Below are 16619 nucleotides of genomic sequence, written 5' to 3'. Positions count from 1 at the left end.
AACGGCTCAGGACGCTTCGTGGATCATCCCCGCGGAGCGGGGGCCTCGCGGGCTGCTCCGACCAACGACCGATCGCGATGGCGTCACTCTTCCTCGAAGTCCTCCGCGGCGATCCGCAGCGGGCGCAGCATCCGGAAGATCTCCCCGCACTCCTCGGCGTCGTACACCCCGAGCCCGAAGTCCATCGCCATCAGGTCGCGGGTGGCCGACTCGACCACCTCACGGCCCCGGTCGGTGATGGTGGCGAGGGTGCCGCGGCCGTCGGCCGGGTTGGGCCGCTTGTCGACCAGACCCGACTTGACCAGGCGGTCCACCGTGTTGGTGACCGAGGTCGGGTGCACCATCAACCGCTCGCCGATCTTGGACATGGGCAGCTCACCGGACTTGGAGAAGGTGAGCAGCACCAGCGCCTCATAGCGCGCGAAGGTCAGCCCGTACGGCTTGACCACCGCGTCGACCTGACCGAGCAGGATCTGGTGGGCCCGCATGATCGAAGTGATCGCGGCCATCGACGGCACGGACCCCCATCGCTGCTTCCAGCGCTCATCGGCGCGGGCGATGGGGTCGAACGGGAGGCTGAGCGGCTTCGGCACGGTACCGACCCTACCGGCCGGTCATATCGCGGTCAGCACGGTCTCACCCTTCGAACCCGGCCGGACCCGGCCCCGGCCCGCCCCTCCGGGCCGTACGCCGCACCTCCAGCGCCACCAGGAGCGAGCACAGCGCGCCGCAGCCGCCCGCCAGCGCCGCCACAGCGTGCACCGGCACGAACTCCGCGACCGCCCCCGACACCGCCATCCCCAGGCCCTGCGCGGTCATCAGCCCGGCCGTCAGCACGGTCATCGCCCGGCCCCGCAGCTCCTCCGGCACGGCCACCAGGAACCACTGGTCGAGGCCGAGGGTGTACGCGATCCCGAAGCCCGTCACCACCTGGAGGGCCAGCGCCCATCCGAACGAGGGATCCGCGGCGTACCCGACGGCGGGCAGCGCCGCGAGCACCCCCACCGGCAGCGTCAGCCGGGCCCGTCCGCGCGGCCCCAGCAGGGAGCCCGCCAGGACCTCGCTCACGACCGCGCCGACCGGCATCCCGCACATCAGCAGCCCGAGCCCGACCGAGCCCAGCCCCTGGGCGTCCGCGTACGGGGTCAGCAGCGCCTCCGGCATCACCACGAACATCGGCGGCACCCAGGACAGCAGCAGCAGCGCCCGGATCCGGCGGTCGGCGAACAGCTGCCGGACGCCGCGCAGCGAGTCCCCGAGCAGCGCCCCGCCCGCCCCTTTCCCGGACGTGCGGCGCGCGGGGCGGTGGCGGGTGCCGAAGCGGAGCAGCAGCGCCGAGCAGCACAGCGCCGCGGCCGTGATCGCGAGGACGGTGCGCGGCGACACGGCGGCCAGCAGCAGCCCGCCCGCCGCGAACCCGGTCAGCTGGGCGCTCTGCGCGGTGATGCGGATGACCGAGCGGCCCAGCACGAACAGATCGCCCTCGCCGACGATGTCGCCGAGCGTGGCCGCCCGGGTGCCGCTGAACACGGGCGAGATCGCCGCGGGCACGCAGCGCAACGCGAGCAGCACGGCCACCGGCATCCCGGGCACCGTCATGGCGGCCACACAGCCCGCGTGCAGCAGATCGCACACGACGAGGACCCGGCGGGCCGGGTAGCGGTCGGCGACGGAGGACAGCAGGGTGCCGCCGACCACGTACGGCAGCAGCGCGGTCGCGAAGGTGAGGGCGCTGAGGAGCGGCGACCCGGTGAGCCGGTAGACGAGGACGGACAGCGCGATGCCGCCCGCCGTCTCGCCGAGCATCGAGATGAGGTGCGCGGCGAAGACCGTGCGGAACTCGGGGAAGGCGAAGACGGCGCCGTACCCGGCGCGCGCGGTGGCCGCGGGTTCGGGTACGGGGGCGGGGTGACCGGGGCCGGGGCGTAACGCGGCCGGGTCCGTGGCCCCGGACCCAGAGGACGTCGGCATGTGCTCAGCCTGCCCGCGCCGGCGGCCCCGCTCCAGAGGGCGTTACGCCGAGAGGTGGCGCTCCACCGTGTCCACCTTCGAGGTGAGGCCGTCCGTCACGCCCTGGCGGATGTCGGCCTTCAGGACGACGGAGACGCGCGGGGCGCGCGCCTCCACCGCCGCCACGGCGCGCTTGACCACGGCCATGACCTCGTCCCACTCGCCCTCGATCGAGGTGAACATCGCGTCCGTACGGTTCGGCAGCCCCGACTCGCGCACCACCCGCACCGCGTCCGCGACGTACTCCCCCACGTCCTCGCCGACGCCCAGCGGGGTCACCGAGAAGGCGACGATCATACGTTGACCACGCCCTCGCGGCGGGCCCGCGCCGCGATCACACCGGCCTCGGCCTCGCGCTTGAGCTTGCGCTCGGCGAAGAAGCCGCCGGTGGGCAGGACACCGAGGACGAAGTAGAGCGCGGCGGTCTTCCAGCCCCACTTGGTGCGGTTCCAGGCGTCCGCCCAGAAGACCAGGTAGAGGATGAAGAGGGCGGCGTGCACCCACCCCATCACCGGCACCGCGTTGAAGTCAGTCGTGCGCTTGAGCACCGAAGAGACGAGCAGCAGCAGGAAGGACACGGCCTCGGGCGCGGAGACCAGGCGGAGCCGGCGCAGCGCGGTGGCGGTCTTGAAGTCCACGAGAGCACCTTCGCATGAGGAGACACGGACAACGGATCGGAACAGGGTGCTTGTGAAGCCATGCACAAGCGCTCCTATTGTCGCAGCCCCACCGGCGATCATTTCTCCCGGGTGGCGGGACCGATACCGTCGGTTCCGTGGCTCACTTTCGGCTCCAGGGATCCAGGGTGCTCGCCGTCGACCTGACCGGCGACTCCGTGAAGGCGAAGAACGGCGCGATGGTCGCGTACGAGGGGGACATGACCTTCAAGAAGAGGACGGGCGGCGGTGACGGGCTGCGCGGCATGGTGACGCGGCGGCTCACCGGCGAGCAGATGGAGGTCATGGAGGTGAAGGGGCACGGCACGTGCTACTTCGCCGACCGGGCGAGCGAGATCAACCTGGTGTCGCTGCACGGCGAGAAGCTGTACGTGGAGGCGGGCAATCTGCTGTGCACGGACGCGGCCCTGCGCACCGGCACCTCCTTCACCGGGCTGCGCGGCTCCGCGCAGGGCAACGGGCTGTTCACCACGACCGTGGAGGGCACCGGCCAGGCGGCGATCGTCTCGCACGGCGCGGCGATCGTGCTGCGCGTGACCCCGCAGACCCCGCTCCAGGTCGACCCGGGCGCGTACGTGGCCCACACCGGCAACCTCAAGCAGCACTTCCAGTCGGGCGTGAACTTCCGCGCGCTGATAGGCGAGAGCGGGGGCGAGGCCTTCCAGATCCGCTTCGAGGGCGAGGGACTGGTGTACGTGCAGCCCAGCGAGCGCAACACGATCGGGGGCGAGATCTGATGCCGTTCACCAATCTCACCTCCCGCATGGTGGAGGCCCAGGTGATGCCCGGCCAGACGCTGTTCAGCCAGCGCGGCGCGATGCTGGCGTACCGCGGCCAGGTGCGGTTCACGCCGAGCATCACCGGCGGCCAGCGCGGGGTGATGGGCATGATCGGGCGGCGGGTCGCGAACGAGGCGACGCCGCTGATGACCATAGAGGGCCAGGGCACCGTGATGTTCGGGCACGGCGGACACCATGTGCAGGTGATCGACCTGGTCGGCGACACGCTGTACGTGGAGTCGGACCGGCTGCTGGCGTTCGACGGCTCGCTGCGCCAGGGCACGATGTTCCTGGGGTCGCAGGGCGGGGTGATGGGCATGGTGCGCGGCCAGGTGACCGGCCAGGGGCTGTTCACCACCACGCTGGAGGGGCAGGGTTCGGCCGCGGTGATGGCGCACGGCGGGGTGATCGAGCTGCCGATCCAGCCGGGGCGTCCGGTCCACGTCGATCCGCAGGCATATGTAGCCCACCGGGGTGATGTTCGCAATAAGCTCTCGACGGCCCTCGGCTGGCGCGACATGGTGGGCCGCGGCTCGGGGGAGGCCTTCCAGCTGGAGCTGTCCGGCACCGGCACGGTCTATGTCCAGGCATCGGAGGAGAAGCTGTGAACGGCCCCGTCATCCACGACGCGCACACGCTGCCCGCCGACGACAACGTCAATCCGTACGCCTTCAGCGTGGAGCTGGACGGGCAGTGGTTCCTCCAGAAGGGGAAGATGGTCGCCTACTACGGGCAGATCGGCTTCCAGGGCATCGGGCTCGGGCGGCTCGACCGGCTCGTCGCGGGCAGCTTCCACTCACCCCTGCACGCCGCCGAGTGGGTGGTGGCCGAGGGCAAGGGCAAGATGGTGCTCGCGGACCGCGCCTTCGACGTCAACTCCTATGACCTGGACGACGGGAACCTCACCATCCGGTCGGGCAATCTGCTCGCCTACCAGCCGTCGCTGGCGCTGAAGCAGTCGATCGTGCCGGGCTTCCTGACGCTCATCGGGACGGGGAAGTTCGTGGCGGCGTCCAACGGGCCCGTGGTCTTCATGGAGCCGCCGATCCGGGTCGATCCGCAGGCGCTGGTCGGCTGGGCGGACTGCCCCACCCCCAACCACCACTACGACCACGAGTACCTGCGCGGGGTCATGGGCGGCATCCGGGCGCACACCGGACTCGGGGGCACATCGGGCGAGGAGCACCAGTTCGAGTTCGTGGGCGCCGGGACCGTGCTGCTCCAGTCCACGGAGGAGCTGATGGAGGAGATAGCCGTCGGCGCGACGGGGGGTACCGGTTCGTGAGCGTGAACATGCGGAGTGTAACGTCGAACAGGTGACCTCTAGCCCGATACATCCATTGGTTCGGAATTCAACTTCTATAGGTAGAATACATCCCATGGAGACCGAGAACGGCACACGCTGGCTCAGCGATGAGGAACAGCGCGCCTGGCGCACCCACCTGGACGTCAGCCGGCTGCTGACCTACCAGCTCGAACGAGACCTCCAGCCGTTCGGCCTGACCATGAACGACTACGAGATCCTGGTCAACCTCTCGGAGTCGGAAGAGCACCGGATGCGGATGAGCGACCTCGCGTCCGCGACGCTCCAGTCCAAGAGCCGTCTCTCCCATCAGATCACCCGGATGGAGAACGCCGGGCTGGTCCGCCGCGAGAACTGCGAATCCGACCGGCGCGGGCTCTACGCCGTCCTCACGGAACACGGCTGGGACACCATGCGCAAGGTCGCACCCCACCACGTCGAATCGGTGCGCAAGCACTTCATCGACCTGCTCTCCCCGGCCGACCTGGAGGCGCTGTACGGGTCGCTGGTGCCCGTCGCCGACCATCTGCGCACCCAGCGCGGCCGCGTGTAGGTCCCGTCCGGCTCAGACCAGCGGCAGCCGCACCTCGAACAGCGCGCCGCCGCCCGGCGCCTCACCCACGGTCAGCGTGCCGCCGTGCCGCAGCACCACGTCCCGCGCGATGGCGAGGCCGAGCCCGGCCCCGCCATCGTCGCGGCTGCGGGCGTCGTCGAGCCGTACGAACCGCTCGAAGATCCGCTCCCGTTCGGACTCCGGCACCCCGGCGCCGTCGTCGGCGACCGCGACCACGCCCTCGGCGCCGTCCGCCCGCACCGACACCCGCACCTCGCCGCGCGCGTGCCGCTGCGCGTTGTCGACCAGATTGCCCAGCACCTGGGTGAGCTGCCCGCGGGACCCGGTGGCGGCCACCGTCGCCAGGTCGGTGCGCACCGGCACCCGGTCCCCGGTCCGCTGCTCCACCGTCTCCCGCACCAGCTTGTCCAGCTCCACCCTGCTGTCCGCGCGGGGGCGCTCCCCCGCGTCCAGCCGGGCCAGCAGCAGCAGATCGGCCGCCAGCCGCTGGAGCCGCACCACGTCCTCGACCGCGCCCGGCAGGTCCAGCAGTTCGGGGTGGGCCACGCCCACCTCCAGCTGGGTACGGAGCGAGGCCACCGGGGAGCGCAGCTCGTGCGAGGCGTCGGCCACGAACGCGCGCTGCCGCTCCACCGCCGCCTCCAGCGCGGTGAGGGTCTCGTTGGTGGTCCGGGCCAGCCGCGCCACCTCGTCGTGCGAGTCCGGCTCCGGCACCCGCCGGGACAGGTCCGTGCTCGCCGTGATCGCGGACATCTCCTGCCGGATGCCCTCCACCGGCCGCAGCGCGCGCCGCGTCACCAGCCACGTCACCCCGGCGACCACGAGCAGCAGCAGCGGCAGCCCGATCAGCATCGCCTGCCGCACCGTGCCGACCGCGTCGCGCTCGGTGGCCAGCGGGGCTCCCGCGTAGACGGTGACCTCGTCGCCCTGCGGGCTGGTGGCCTCCACGGCCGCCCAGCGGTAGTCGGCGGTCGTGCCGTCGATCCGGGCGGAGCCGTTGACGTACCGCACGTCGCCGTCGACCTCGCCCTCCTCGCGCTCGCCGTCCGGCGCCACCGACACGGGGCGCACCGACGTGCTCGCCGTCCCCGTCACGGCCTCCAGGTCCTCGCTGACCGCCCGCACCCGGCGCTTGTCGTCCACGACCTGCACCGGGGTGTCGTCGTCCAGGTCCAGACCGCGGTAACCGGTCCCCGCGGCTATCTTCGACGCCACCTCGCGCGCCTCCACCTGGGCGTGCAGCCCGGCCTGGTCCGCCAGGTTGCCCTGGAGCACCCGCAGCACCGCGAGCCCCGCGGCCACCAGCGCCACGGCCACCACCACGGTCGCGCCCAGCGCGGCCCGCGCCCGTACCGAACCGAATGCCCTACCCACGGAGCCGGTACCCCGCTCCCCGCACGGTCTCGATGAAGCCGGGCCCCAGCTTGCGGCGCAGCGCGCTCACGTACACCTCGACGATGTTGGGGTCGCCGTCGTACGCGAAGTCCCACACGTGCTCCAGGATGTCCGCCTTGGAGCAGACGTCCCCGCCGTTCATCGCCAGGTGCTCCAGCACCGAGAACTCCTTGGCGGTCAAGGACACCTCGTCCCCGTCCCGCTCCACCCGGCGTGCGCCCCGGTCCACCGCGAGCGCCCCCACCCGCACCACGGGCGAGGCCCCGGCGCCGCGCCGCCGCAGCAGCGCCCGCACCCGGGCGACCAGCACGACGTACGAGAACGGCTTGGTCAGATAGTCGTCGGCGCCGGTGTCCAGCCCCTCCGCCTCGTCGTACTCGCCGTCCTTCGCCGTGAGCATCAGGATCGGCACCTCGCTCCCGGCCGCCCGCAGGGCGCCGCAGACGCGGTAGCCGTTCATCCCCGGCAGCATGATGTCGAGGACGATCAGGTCGTACGCGCCCTCCTGGGCCCGGTGCAGCCCTTCCCGTCCGTCGTGCACCACGTCGACCGCGAACCCCTCGGCCCGCAGCCCCTTGGCCAGCGACAGGGCGAGCCGCCGCTCGTCCTCCACAATCAGCAAACGCATGGGCCCAAGCGTGGCAGAGCCCACCTGAAGGATCCTTCAGGTGGGCCGCGGACCTGCGTCCCTACGCCCCCTCGGTGACTCCCGCCACCAGCTCGTCCGCCGCCGCGTACGGGTCCAGCTCGCCCGCCACGACCCGCTCCGCCAGCACGCCCAGGCGGCGGTCGCCGTGCAGATCGCCGATGCGGGCCCGCAGCGCGGTCACCGCGATCGTCTCGACCTCGCCCGCCGCGCGCCGCATCCGGCGCTCGGCCAGCACGCCGTGCTCCTCCATCCACGCCCGGTGCTTCTCCAGGGCCTGCACGACCTCGTCGGTGCCCTCGCCGCGCGCCGCGACGGTCTTCACGATCGGCGGCCGCCAGTCCCCCGGCGCCCGGGCCTCGCCCAGGCCCAGCATGTGGTTCAGCTCGCGGGCGGTGGCGTCGGCGCCCTCCCGGTCGGCCTTGTTGACCACGTACACATCGCCGATCTCCAGGATCCCGGCCTTGGCCGCCTGGATGCCGTCGCCCATGCCCGGGGCGAGCAACACCATGGTCGTGTCGGCCTGGGCGGCGATCTCCACCTCGGACTGGCCGACGCCGACCGTCTCCACGATCACCACGTCGCATCCGGCCACGTCCAGTACCCGGATGGCCTGCGGGGCGGCCCAGGCGAGGCCGCCCAGATGCCCGCGGGTGGCCATGGAGCGGATGTAGACGCCGGGGTCCGAGGCGTGCTCGGACATCCGGATCCGGTCACCGAGGAGCGCGCCGCCCGAGAAGGGCGAGGACGGGTCGACGGCGAGCACCCCGACCCGCTTCCCCGCCCTCCGGTACGCGGAGACGAGCGCGGAGGTCGACGTGGACTTGCCGACCCCCGGCGAACCGGTCACCCCGACCACGTACGCACCCTGCGCCAGCGGCGCCAGCGCGGCCATCACCTCGCGCAGCCGCGGGGAGTCGCCCTCGATCAGCGAGATGAGCCGGGCGACCGCGCGCGGCCGCCCCTGCCGGGCCTGCTCCACCAGCGTGGGCACATCAGCGTCAGCCATGGGTGCCGCGCTCCTCATCACTCGTACGGACGGACCGGATCCGGCCCCGTCAGGCCCCGGGGACGCGGACGATCAGCGCATCGCCCTGGCCGCCCCCGCCGCACAGCGCCGCGGCTCCGACGCCGCCGCCGCGCCGCTGGAGCTCCAGCGCCAGGTGGAGCACGATGCGGGCGCCGGACATGCCGATGGGGTGGCCGAGGGCGATCGCGCCGCCGTTCACGTTCACCTTTTCGGAGGAAAGACCCAGGTCCTTCATCGACTGCACGGCGACCGCGGCGAACGCCTCGTTGATCTCGATCAGGTCGAGATCGTCCGCCGTCAGCCCCTCCTTGCCCAGCGCGTGCGCGATCGCGTTGGACGGCTGGGACTGGAGCGAGTTGTCGGGTCCGGCCACATTGCCGTGGGCGCCGATCTCTGCGATCCACTCCAGGCCCAGCTCCTCGGCCTTCTCCTTGCTCATGACGACGACGGCGGCCGCCCCGTCCGAGATCTGCGAGGACGATCCGGCCGTGATCGTCCCGTTCCCGTCGCGCGCGAAGGCCGGGCGCAGCTTGGCCAGCGACTCCACGGTGGTCTCGCCGCGGATGCCCTCGTCCTTGGCGAAGACGACCGGGTCGCCCTTGCGCTGCGGGATCTCCACCGGGGTGATCTCGGCGTCGAACAGGCCGTTCTTCTGGGCGGCGGCGGCGCGCTGGTGGGAGCGGGCGGCGATCTCGTCCTGCTCGGGGCGGCCGATGCCGAGCCGGGTGTTGTGCGCTTCGGTGGACTCGCCCATGGCGACGTTCTCGAAGGCGTCGGTCAGACCGTCGTGGGCCATGGCGTCGAGCATCTGGATCGCGCCGTACTTGTGGCCGTCGCGGGAGCCCGGGAGCAGATGGGGCGCGTTGGTCATGGACTCCTGGCCGCCGGCCACCACGATGTCGAACTCCCCGGCCCGGATCAGCTGGTCGGCCAGCGCGATGGCGTCCAGTCCAGACAGGCACACCTTGTTGACGGTGAGGGCGGGGACGCTCATCGGGATCCCGGCCTTGACGGCCGCCTGACGTGCGGGAATCTGCCCGGCACCGGCCTGGAGCACCTGCCCCATGATCACGTACTGCACCTGGTCACCGGTGACCCCGGCCCGCTCCAGCGCGGCCTTGATCGCGAAGCCGCCCAGGTCGGCGCCGGAGAACGAGCGCAGGCTGCCGAGGAGGCGGCCCATGGGGGTACGGGCTCCCGCCACAATCACAGATGTCGTACGAGTCATGGTGCGTCCTCCGCGGGGAGAAGGAAGTTAACGAGGGTTATCGTCAATGTACTGACGAGTACCCGCCCGGTCACCGCCCCATCAGTGTGATCGCGCGCACGTTGCGTAACCGGCCGTGTAGCGGTGCACTAAGCCCATGCTGACGAGAATCGACCACATCGGGATCGCCTGCTTCGACCTGGACAAGACCGTCGAGTTCTACCGTGCCACGTACGGCTTCGAGGTGTTCCACTCCGAGGTCAACGAGGAGCAGGGCGTCCGTGAGGCCATGCTGAAGATCAACGAGACCTCTGACGGCGGGGCCTCGTACCTCCAGCTGCTGGAGCCGACCCGGGAGGACTCCGCGGTCGGCAAGTGGCTGGCGAAGAACGGTGAGGGCGTCCATCACATCGCGTTCGGCACCGCCGACGTCGACGCCGACTCCGAGGCCATCCGCGACAAGGGGGTGCGGGTGCTGTACGAACAGCCCCGACGTGGGTCGATGGACTCGCGCATCACGTTCCTCCACCCCAAGGACTGCCACGGTGTGCTGACCGAACTCGTGACCGCGGCAACACCCGGTGAAGCGGACCACTGAAGCGGACCACTGACCTACCCCTTCCCCGGCCGGTAGAGTGCAGGCTCGGCCGGGGTACGGGAATCGAAGGGATCGGGGTCCGGCCCGGGCTGAGCCGATGATCTGACACCATTTCTTCGGAAGGGCCAGCTCCGGTCCGCCCGGCACGCATCACGCCGGGTCGGGGCCGCGAGGGACCGCAAGGGACTGCCAGGAACCGCGCGGTACGGAGCCGGCCGCCAACGCGACCAGGGGACGGATGGGACCGCGCAGTGCGGGGCTACGACCGCTACGAGCCTGACGATCACCTCTCGAAGTTCGAGGCCGAGATGGAGCGGCTGAAGAACGAGCGGGAGAAGGCCGTCCAGCACGCCGACGACCTCGGCTACCAGGTCGAGGTGCTGCGCGCCAAGCTGCACGAGGTGCGGCGCGCGCTGGCGAGCCGTCCTGCCTACGACAGTGCCAACGTCGGCTACCAGGCAGAGCAGTTGCTGCGGGACGCGCAGCTCCAGGCGGAGCAGGTGCGCGCCGACGCCGAGCGCGAGCTGCGGCAGACGCGCGCCCAGACCCAGCGGCTGCTCCAGGAGCAGGCCGAGCAGCAGGCCCGGCTCGAAGCCGAGCTGCACGCCGAGGCCGTGGCCCGCCGTCAGCGGCTGGACCAGGAGCTGGCCGAGCGCCGTGCCACGGTCGAGTCGCACGTCAACGAGAACGTCGCCTGGGCCGAGCAACTGCGCGCCCGCACCGAGGCGCAGGCCCGCAGGCTGCTGGACGAGTCCCGGGCCGAGGCCGAGCAGGCGCTCACCGCCGCCCGCGCCGAGGCGCAGCGCCTCGCCGACCAGGCCAGGGAGCGGCTGGGTTCGGAGGCGGAGACCGCCCGCGCCGAGGCCGAGGCGATCCTGCGCCGCGCCCGTGCGGATGCCGAGCGGCTGCTGAACAAGGCGGGCGCCCAGGCCCAGGAGGCCACCGAGCACGCCGAGCAGCTGCGCACCTCCACCGCCCAGGAGTCGGACCAGGCCCGTCGGCACGCCGCCGAGCAGACCCGCGCCGCGGAGGCGCGGATGCTGGAGGCCGAGACGGCGCTGCGGGAGGCGCGCGCCGAGGCCGAGAAGGTGCTCGGCGAGGCGAAGGACGCGGCGGCCAAGCGGCTTTCGGCCACCGAATCGGACAACGAGCAGCGCGCCCGCACCGCCAAGGCGGAGGTCGCCCGGCTGGTCGGCGAGGCCACCAAGGAGGCCGAGGCGATCCGCGCCGAGGCCGAGCAGCTGCGGGACGACGCCCGCGCCGAGGCCGAGCGGCTGATCTCCGAGGCCGGTGACGACGCCCGGGCCAGGGTCGCCGAGGACTCGGCGGCGCAGCTGGCCAAGGCGGCGCGGAGCGCCGAGGAGGTGCTGTCCCGCGCCTCGGAGAAGGCGCAGGCCACCACCAAGGCGGCGGCCGAGGAAGCGGAGCGGATCCGGCGCGAGGCCGAGGCGGAGGCCGACCGGCTGCGCTCGGAGGCGCACGACACCGCCAACCAGCTCAAGGGCGCGGCGAAGGACGACACCAAGGAGTACCGCGCCAAGACCGCCGAGCTCCAGGAGGAGGCGCGCCGGCTGCGCGGCGAGGCCGAGCAGCAGCGGTCGGACGCGGTCGCCGAGGGCGAGCGGATCCGGGCCGAGGCGCGCCGCGAGGCGGTCGAGCAGATCGAGGAGGCGGCCAGCACCGCCGAGGACCTGCTGACGAAGGCCAAGCAGGACGCGGAGGAGACGCGTTCGGGCGCGACCACCGAGAGCGAGCGGGTCCGCACCGAGGCGATCGAGCGGGCGAACGCGCTCCGCCGCCAGGCCGACGAGCTGCTGAAGCGGGCCCGCAGCGAGGCCGAGGAGCTGGTGACCTCGGCCGAGGAGCAGGCCGGGCGGGTCAAGGAGGAGGCGGCCCGTACCGCCGAGGAGCTGCGCGAGGAGGCCGAGCAGGCGGCCGAGGCACGGCGCAGCGAGGCCGAGGCCGAGCTGACCCGGCGGCACGAGGAGGCGGAAGCGCGGTTCAGCTCCGCCGAGCAGGAGCTGAACGACGCGCGGACCGAGGCCGAGCGGCTGCGCCGGGAAGCCGCCGAGGAGGTCGAGCGGCAGCGCGCCGAGTCCACGGAGCGGCTTGACGCCCTGCGGCAGCAGGCCGAGGAAGAAGCCGACCGGCTGCGCGACGAGGCCGCCGCGGACGCGTCCAACGCGCGCGCCGAGGGCGAGTCGGTGGCGGTGCGGCTGCGGAGCGAGGCCGCCGCGGAGGCCGAGCGGCTGCGGAGCGAGGCGCAGGAGACCGCGGACCGGGTGCGGGCGGAGGCGGCGAGCGCCGCCGAGCGCATCGGCGCCGAGGCCGCGGAGGCCCTGGCGGCCTCCCAGGAGGAGGCGGCACGCCGCCGCCGCGAGGCCGAGGAGCTGCTGAGCGACGCCCGCGAGGAGGCGCAGCAGGAGCGTACGGCGGCGCGCGAGCAGGGCGAGGAGCTGCTGGCCGCGGCCCGGACCCGGGTCAGCGAGGCGCAGGCCGAGGCGCAGCGGCTGGTCGAGGAGGCCGAACAGCACGCGGCGGACCTGGTGTCGGCCGCCGAGCAACACGCCCAGTCCGTACGGGACTCGGTCGCGGGGCTGCACGAGCAGGCCGAGTCGGAGATCACCGGGCTGCGGCAGGCGGCCGAGCACGCGGCGGAGCGCACCCGGACCGACGCCCAGGAGGAGGCAGACCGGGTCCGCGCGGACGCGTACGCGGAGCGGGAGCGCGCCTCGGTCGACGCCTCGCGGGTGCGGCGTGCGGCGCACGAGGAGGCGGAGGCCGCCAAGTCGCTCGCGGAGCGCACCGTCGCGGAGGCGATCGCCGAGGCGGAGCAGTTGGGCGCGCGCTCGCGCGACGACGCCAACCGGCGCCGCTCCGAGGCCGCGGAGCAGGCGGACCGGCTGCTCGGCGAGGCGAACCACGAGGCCGAGCGGCTGCGCGCGGAGGCCAACGAGACGCTGGACGAGGCGCGCAGGAGCGCCAACAAGACCCGCGCGGAGGCCGCCGAGCAGGCCGACACGCTGGTCAGCGGCGCGACGGAGGAGGCCCAGCGGATCGTCGCCGAGGCCACCGCGCGGTCGCAGGCGCTGCGTACGGAGGCGGCGGACGCGCGGGCGACCGCGGAGCAGGACGCGGCGCGCACCCGGGCGCAGGCCCGCAGCGACGCCAACAACATCCGCTCGGAGGCGGCGGCCCAGGCCGACCGGCTGGTCACCGAGGCGTCGAACGAGGCGGACCGGCTGCTCTCGGAGGCCGGCACCGAGGCCGAGCGGCTGCGCACCGAGGCCGCGGAGACGGTCGGTTCGGCGCAGCAGCACGCGCAGCGCACCCGCGCCGAGTCCGAGCGGATCGCCGCCGACGCGGCGGCCGAGGCGGAGCGCATCCGCACCGAGGCGCAGAACGAGGCCGACCGGCTGGTCGACCAGGCGCGCGAGGACGCCAACAAGCGCCGCTCCGACGCGGCCGAGCAGGCGGACCGGCTGGTCACCGAGTCCGCGGCGGAGGCCGAGCGGCTCACCGCGGAGGCCCAGGAGTCCGCGCTCCAGGCGACGGCCGCGGCCGAGGAGCAGGCGGACGCCATGGTGGGCGCGGCCCGCCAGGAGGCCGAGCGGCTGGTGGCCGAGGCCACCGCGCAGGCCAATGGCCTGGTGGAGAAGGCCCGTACGGACTCCGACACGATGCTGAGCGAGGCCCGCGGTGACGCGACGGCCATCCGGGAGCGCGCCGAGGAGCTGCGAGCGACGACCGCGGCCGAGGTGGAGGAGCTGCACGAGCGGGCCCGCCGGGAGTCGGCGGAGCAGATGAAGGCGACCGGCGAGCGGGTCGACAAGCTCGTCGCGGCGGCGACCGCGCAGCTGATGAAGGCCGAGGAGAAGGCGAAGTCGCTCGTCTCGGAAGCCGAGACCGAGGCGAGCCGGGTGCGGATCCAGGCCGTGAAGAAGGCCGAGGGGCTGCTGAAGGAGGCCGAACAGAAGCGGCTCGAGGCCGAGAAGGATGCCGAGCGCACCAAGTCCGAGGCGACGTCGGAGGCGAAGGAAATCGTCGACGAGGGCAAGCGCGAGCTGGAGCTGCTCAAGCGCCGCCGCGAGGACATCAATGCGGAAATCACCCGTGTCCAGGACGTGCTGGAGGCGTTGGAGTCTTTCGAGACCCCCGCGTCGGGCGGCGCGGGCGGCAAGGAGAACGGCGGAGTGAAGACGGCGGCGGGAGCGGGAGCGACCCGGTCGAGTGGAAAGCGGTCCGATGGGTAGGGGAACACGGTCCGACGGCTAGCTGCACAGGGCGTGTCGTGTCCGTATCATCCCGACGAGTGACAAGGTCTCCGTCTTACGTCCACTCAAAAGGCTGGACATTCTCCAGATCAAACGGACGTTGACTCGATGACACGCCGTTCGGCCCCCTAGGATTTGCTCTATCACCTCACCGGTCTCTTTCGACAGGAACCCCATGAGCGACACTTCCTCCCCCTTCGGCTTCGAGCTCGTGCGGCGTGGGTACGACCGCGGTCAGGTGGACGACCGCATTACCAAGCTCATCGCCGACCGTGACAGCGCACTGTCCCGCATCACCTCGCTCGAGAAGCGCATCGAGGAGCTGCACCTCGAAACGCAGAACGCTCAGGCCCAGATCAACGACGCGGAGCCGTCCTACGCGGGACTCGGCGCCCGGGTCGAGAAGATCCTCCGCCTCGCCGAGGAAGAGGCGAAGGACCTGCGCGAGGAGGCCCGCCGGGCCGCCGAACAGCACCGCGAGCTGGCCGAGTCGTCCGCCCAGCAGGTCCGCAACGACGCCGAGGCGTTCGCCGCCGACCGCAAGGCCAAGGCCGAGGACGAGGGCGCGCGGATCGTCGAGAAGGCGAAGGGCGAAGCCACCACGCTGCGTCAGGAGGCGCAGAAGGACGCCCAGTCCAAGCGCGAGGAGGCGGACTCCCTCTTCGAGGAGACCCGCGCCAAGGCCGCGCAGGCCGCCGCCGACTTCGAGACGAACCTGGCCAAGCGCCGCGAGCAGTCCGAGCGCGACCTGGCTTCCCGTCAGGCCAAGGCCGAGAAGCGGCTCGCGGAGATCGAGCACCGCGCCGAGCAGCTGCGCCTAGAGGCCGAGAAGCTGCGCACCGACGCCGAGCGCCGGGCCCGCCAGACGGTGGAGACCGCCCAGCGCCAGGCCGAGGACATCGTGGCCGACGCGAACGCCAAGGCGGACCGCATCCGCAGCGAGTCCGAGCGCGAGCTGGCGGCGCTGACCAACCGCCGCGACAGCATCAACGCCCAGCTGACCAACGTCCGCGAGATGCTGGCCACGCTGACCGGTGCCGCGGTGGCCGCGGCCGGGAACCCGGGCGAGGAAGAGGCCGTCAACCGCGGCGTCCCGGCCCAGCAGACCCGGTGACGCTCGGTCACGGCTTAGCGCTCCGTGCCCCGTGCCGCGAAAGTTTGCGGCGCGGGGCACGCGCATGTGGTGCCCCGCACTGCTGCGCCGTTGGCACCGGTCGAGGGGCGCGCCCCTCGGCGTACGGCGCGGTGTGCCGCGTACGCGCATGCGGTGCGTCGGCCCGCGGCGAGGGACCACGCCCGCCGCTGATGGGCACCTGCCGCTCGCGTAGCCTCGGCAGGGTGGATGACCTCAGCCTCGCCGCACTCGGGTTCGGCGACGTGCCCGCCGAAGCGCCGCTCACCTACCCCGGGCGGCCCGTCACCACGCCCACGCTCCTCACCGGCGGCGAGCTGCACCCCCTCGACCTGACGCTGCTGGAGCGGTACCGGCAGCGGCACCCGGTCATCGCGGTGGGGTCCAACGCCTCCCCCGCCCAGCTGCACTACAAGCTCAGCCGGCCCGGGAACCCCGCCACCGTGCCCATGGTTCCGGTGCTGGTGCACGGCATCGCGGTCGGCTGCTCGGCGCACATCGGGCGCTACGGGTACGTCGCCTCCGCCCCGTACGGCGACCCCGCCGCCCGCACACCCCTCGTCGTCAGCTGGCTCGACGACGCGCAGCTCGACGCCGTGGACCGCACCGAGGTGCCCAACTACCAGCGGGTCCGGCTGCCCGGTGCGGAGTTCCCGATGGTGCTGCCGTCCGGGGAGCGGCTGGACGCGGCGTACCTCTACGTCAGCACGCACGGCGTGCTCACCGCGCCCGGCGACGGCGGGCGGCCCCTGCCGGGCGGCGGCGACCAGAGCGCGCTGCTGGCCCGGCTACTCGCCTCCTCCGCGCGGCTGCGGGACCTCCTCGGCCCCGACCCCGCCGCCTGGATCGGCCGGGCGGGCGCCGACGCGGCAGTGCGGACCACGGGCACCCGGCTGTTCCACGACGAGGGCTGGGCCCGGCCCCGGGGTCACGATCCGCTCTCAACCCTGCTGTCACGGGAACCGTAACCAGGCCGTTAAGCTCCTAAGTCTCA

At 72.8% G+C, this 16619-nt stretch carries 16 protein-coding genes; 8 read left to right on the top strand and 8 right to left on the bottom strand.

Features of this window, described 5'->3' with window-relative positions; all coding sequences use genetic code 11:
• Positions 1-83: 83 nt before the first annotated feature.
• From HYQ63_RS29150 to HYQ63_RS29135, 4 genes are read right to left on the bottom strand one after another with little or no spacing between them, the layout of a single operon-like run.
• Positions 84-593 (bottom strand): MarR family winged helix-turn-helix transcriptional regulator, encoded by a 510-nt coding sequence (locus tag HYQ63_RS29150; protein ID WP_179936821.1) that lies wholly within the window; start codon positions 591-593, stop codon positions 84-86.
• Between the two features lie 43 nt (positions 594-636).
• The gene (locus tag HYQ63_RS29145; RefSeq protein ID WP_179936820.1) at positions 637-1971 is read right to left on the bottom strand and encodes an MFS transporter; all 1335 of its coding nucleotides are present in this window, start codon (positions 1969-1971) and stop codon (positions 637-639) included.
• Between the two features lie 42 nt (positions 1972-2013).
• Positions 2014-2307 carry an MTH1187 family thiamine-binding protein gene (locus HYQ63_RS29140; protein WP_179936819.1) on the bottom strand — a complete coding sequence of 98 codons (294 nt, stop codon included), beginning with the start codon at positions 2305-2307 and terminating at the stop codon, positions 2014-2016.
• Positions 2304-2648, bottom strand: a complete 345-nt coding sequence (locus HYQ63_RS29135; RefSeq protein ID WP_179936818.1) for a DUF3817 domain-containing protein — start codon at positions 2646-2648, stop codon at positions 2304-2306. The genes HYQ63_RS29140 and HYQ63_RS29135 overlap by 4 nt, the downstream gene beginning before the upstream one ends.
• Positions 2649-2785: 137 nt before the next feature.
• Here HYQ63_RS29135 and HYQ63_RS29130 point away from each other — a divergent pair, with 137 nt between their 5' ends.
• From HYQ63_RS29130 to HYQ63_RS29115, 4 genes are all read left to right on the top strand, one after another.
• Positions 2786-3424: an AIM24 family protein gene (locus tag HYQ63_RS29130; protein WP_179936817.1), complete on the top strand. Its 639-nt coding sequence runs from the start codon at positions 2786-2788 to the stop codon at positions 3422-3424.
• Positions 3424-4074, top strand: coding sequence for an AIM24 family protein (locus HYQ63_RS29125; protein ID WP_123100116.1), 651 nt, complete (start codon positions 3424-3426; stop codon positions 4072-4074). The genes HYQ63_RS29130 and HYQ63_RS29125 overlap by 1 nt, the downstream gene beginning before the upstream one ends.
• The gene (locus HYQ63_RS29120; RefSeq protein ID WP_179936816.1) at positions 4071-4751 is read left to right on the top strand and encodes an AIM24 family protein; all 681 of its coding nucleotides are present in this window, start codon (positions 4071-4073) and stop codon (positions 4749-4751) included. Before HYQ63_RS29125 ends, HYQ63_RS29120 begins: the two co-directional genes overlap by 4 nt.
• Before the next feature lie 94 nt (positions 4752-4845).
• Positions 4846-5322 carry a MarR family winged helix-turn-helix transcriptional regulator gene (locus HYQ63_RS29115; protein ID WP_179936815.1) on the top strand — a complete coding sequence of 159 codons (477 nt, stop codon included), beginning with the start codon at positions 4846-4848 and terminating at the stop codon, positions 5320-5322.
• Between the two features lie 12 nt (positions 5323-5334).
• On the opposite strand, the gene HYQ63_RS29110 is transcribed toward HYQ63_RS29115, so the two are convergent.
• The 4 genes from HYQ63_RS29110 to HYQ63_RS29095 form a co-directional block, all read right to left on the bottom strand.
• Positions 5335-6717: a cell wall metabolism sensor histidine kinase WalK gene (locus HYQ63_RS29110; RefSeq protein ID WP_179936814.1), complete on the bottom strand. Its 1383-nt coding sequence runs from the start codon at positions 6715-6717 to the stop codon at positions 5335-5337.
• Entirely contained in the window at positions 6710-7366 is a 657-nt protein-coding gene (locus HYQ63_RS29105) for a response regulator transcription factor (protein ID WP_179936813.1), read from the bottom strand. The genes HYQ63_RS29110 and HYQ63_RS29105 overlap by 8 nt, the downstream gene beginning before the upstream one ends.
• Positions 7367-7427: 61 nt before the next feature.
• Complete coding sequence (meaB, locus tag HYQ63_RS29100) at positions 7428-8393, bottom strand: methylmalonyl Co-A mutase-associated GTPase MeaB (protein WP_063727928.1); 966 nt, start codon at positions 8391-8393, stop codon at positions 7428-7430.
• A gap of 49 nt (positions 8394-8442) precedes the next feature.
• A complete protein-coding gene (locus HYQ63_RS29095; protein ID WP_179940629.1) occupies positions 8443-9624 on the bottom strand; it encodes an acetyl-CoA C-acetyltransferase in 1182 nt (393 codons plus the stop codon).
• 154 nt (positions 9625-9778) lie between these two features.
• Between HYQ63_RS29095 and mce the strand changes: the two genes are divergently transcribed.
• The 4 genes from mce to HYQ63_RS29075 all read left to right on the top strand — a co-directional run bounded on the left by mce (position 9779) and on the right by HYQ63_RS29075 (position 16593).
• Positions 9779-10219: a methylmalonyl-CoA epimerase gene (gene mce, locus HYQ63_RS29090; RefSeq protein WP_009714985.1), complete on the top strand. Its 441-nt coding sequence runs from the start codon at positions 9779-9781 to the stop codon at positions 10217-10219.
• 251 nt (positions 10220-10470) lie between these two features.
• Positions 10471-14472 (top strand): polarized growth protein Scy, encoded by a 4002-nt coding sequence (gene scy / locus HYQ63_RS29085; protein ID WP_179936812.1) that lies wholly within the window; start codon positions 10471-10473, stop codon positions 14470-14472.
• A gap of 196 nt (positions 14473-14668) precedes the next feature.
• Positions 14669-15607 carry a cellulose-binding protein gene (locus HYQ63_RS29080; RefSeq protein ID WP_123105948.1) on the top strand — a complete coding sequence of 313 codons (939 nt, stop codon included), beginning with the start codon at positions 14669-14671 and terminating at the stop codon, positions 15605-15607.
• A gap of 224 nt (positions 15608-15831) precedes the next feature.
• Positions 15832-16593: a hypothetical protein gene (locus HYQ63_RS29075; protein ID WP_179936811.1), complete on the top strand. Its 762-nt coding sequence runs from the start codon at positions 15832-15834 to the stop codon at positions 16591-16593.
• Positions 16594-16619: the final 26 nt, after the last annotated feature.

It is taken from the genome of Streptomyces sp. Rer75 (assembly GCF_013414305.1).
GTDB lineage: Bacteria > Actinomycetota > Actinomycetes > Streptomycetales > Streptomycetaceae > Streptomyces > Streptomyces himastatinicus.
The sequence above is the reverse complement of the archived record's forward strand: the minus strand, read 5'-3'. Positions and strand labels throughout refer to the sequence as shown.

What these genes read in the sequence shown, in the direction of transcription:
- HYQ63_RS29080 (WP_123105948.1), top strand. Translation starts at nt 14,669, where the DNA reads ATGAGCGACACTTCCTCCCCCTTCGGCTTCGAGCTCGTGCGGCGTGGG.
- mce (WP_009714985.1), top strand. Translation starts at nt 9,779, where the DNA reads ATGCTGACGAGAATCGACCACATCGGGATCGCCTGCTTCGACCTGGAC.
- HYQ63_RS29140 (WP_179936819.1), bottom strand. Translation starts at nt 2,307, where the DNA reads ATGATCGTCGCCTTCTCGGTGACCCCGCTGGGCGTCGGCGAGGACGTG.
- HYQ63_RS29115 (WP_179936815.1), top strand. Translation starts at nt 4,846, where the DNA reads ATGGAGACCGAGAACGGCACACGCTGGCTCAGCGATGAGGAACAGCGC.
- meaB (WP_063727928.1), bottom strand. Translation starts at nt 8,393, where the DNA reads ATGGCTGACGCTGATGTGCCCACGCTGGTGGAGCAGGCCCGGCAGGGG.
- HYQ63_RS29125 (WP_123100116.1), top strand. Translation starts at nt 3,424, where the DNA reads ATGCCGTTCACCAATCTCACCTCCCGCATGGTGGAGGCCCAGGTGATG.
- HYQ63_RS29145 (WP_179936820.1), bottom strand. Translation starts at nt 1,971, where the DNA reads ATGCCGACGTCCTCTGGGTCCGGGGCCACGGACCCGGCCGCGTTACGC.
- HYQ63_RS29105 (WP_179936813.1), bottom strand. Translation starts at nt 7,366, where the DNA reads ATGCGTTTGCTGATTGTGGAGGACGAGCGGCGGCTCGCCCTGTCGCTG.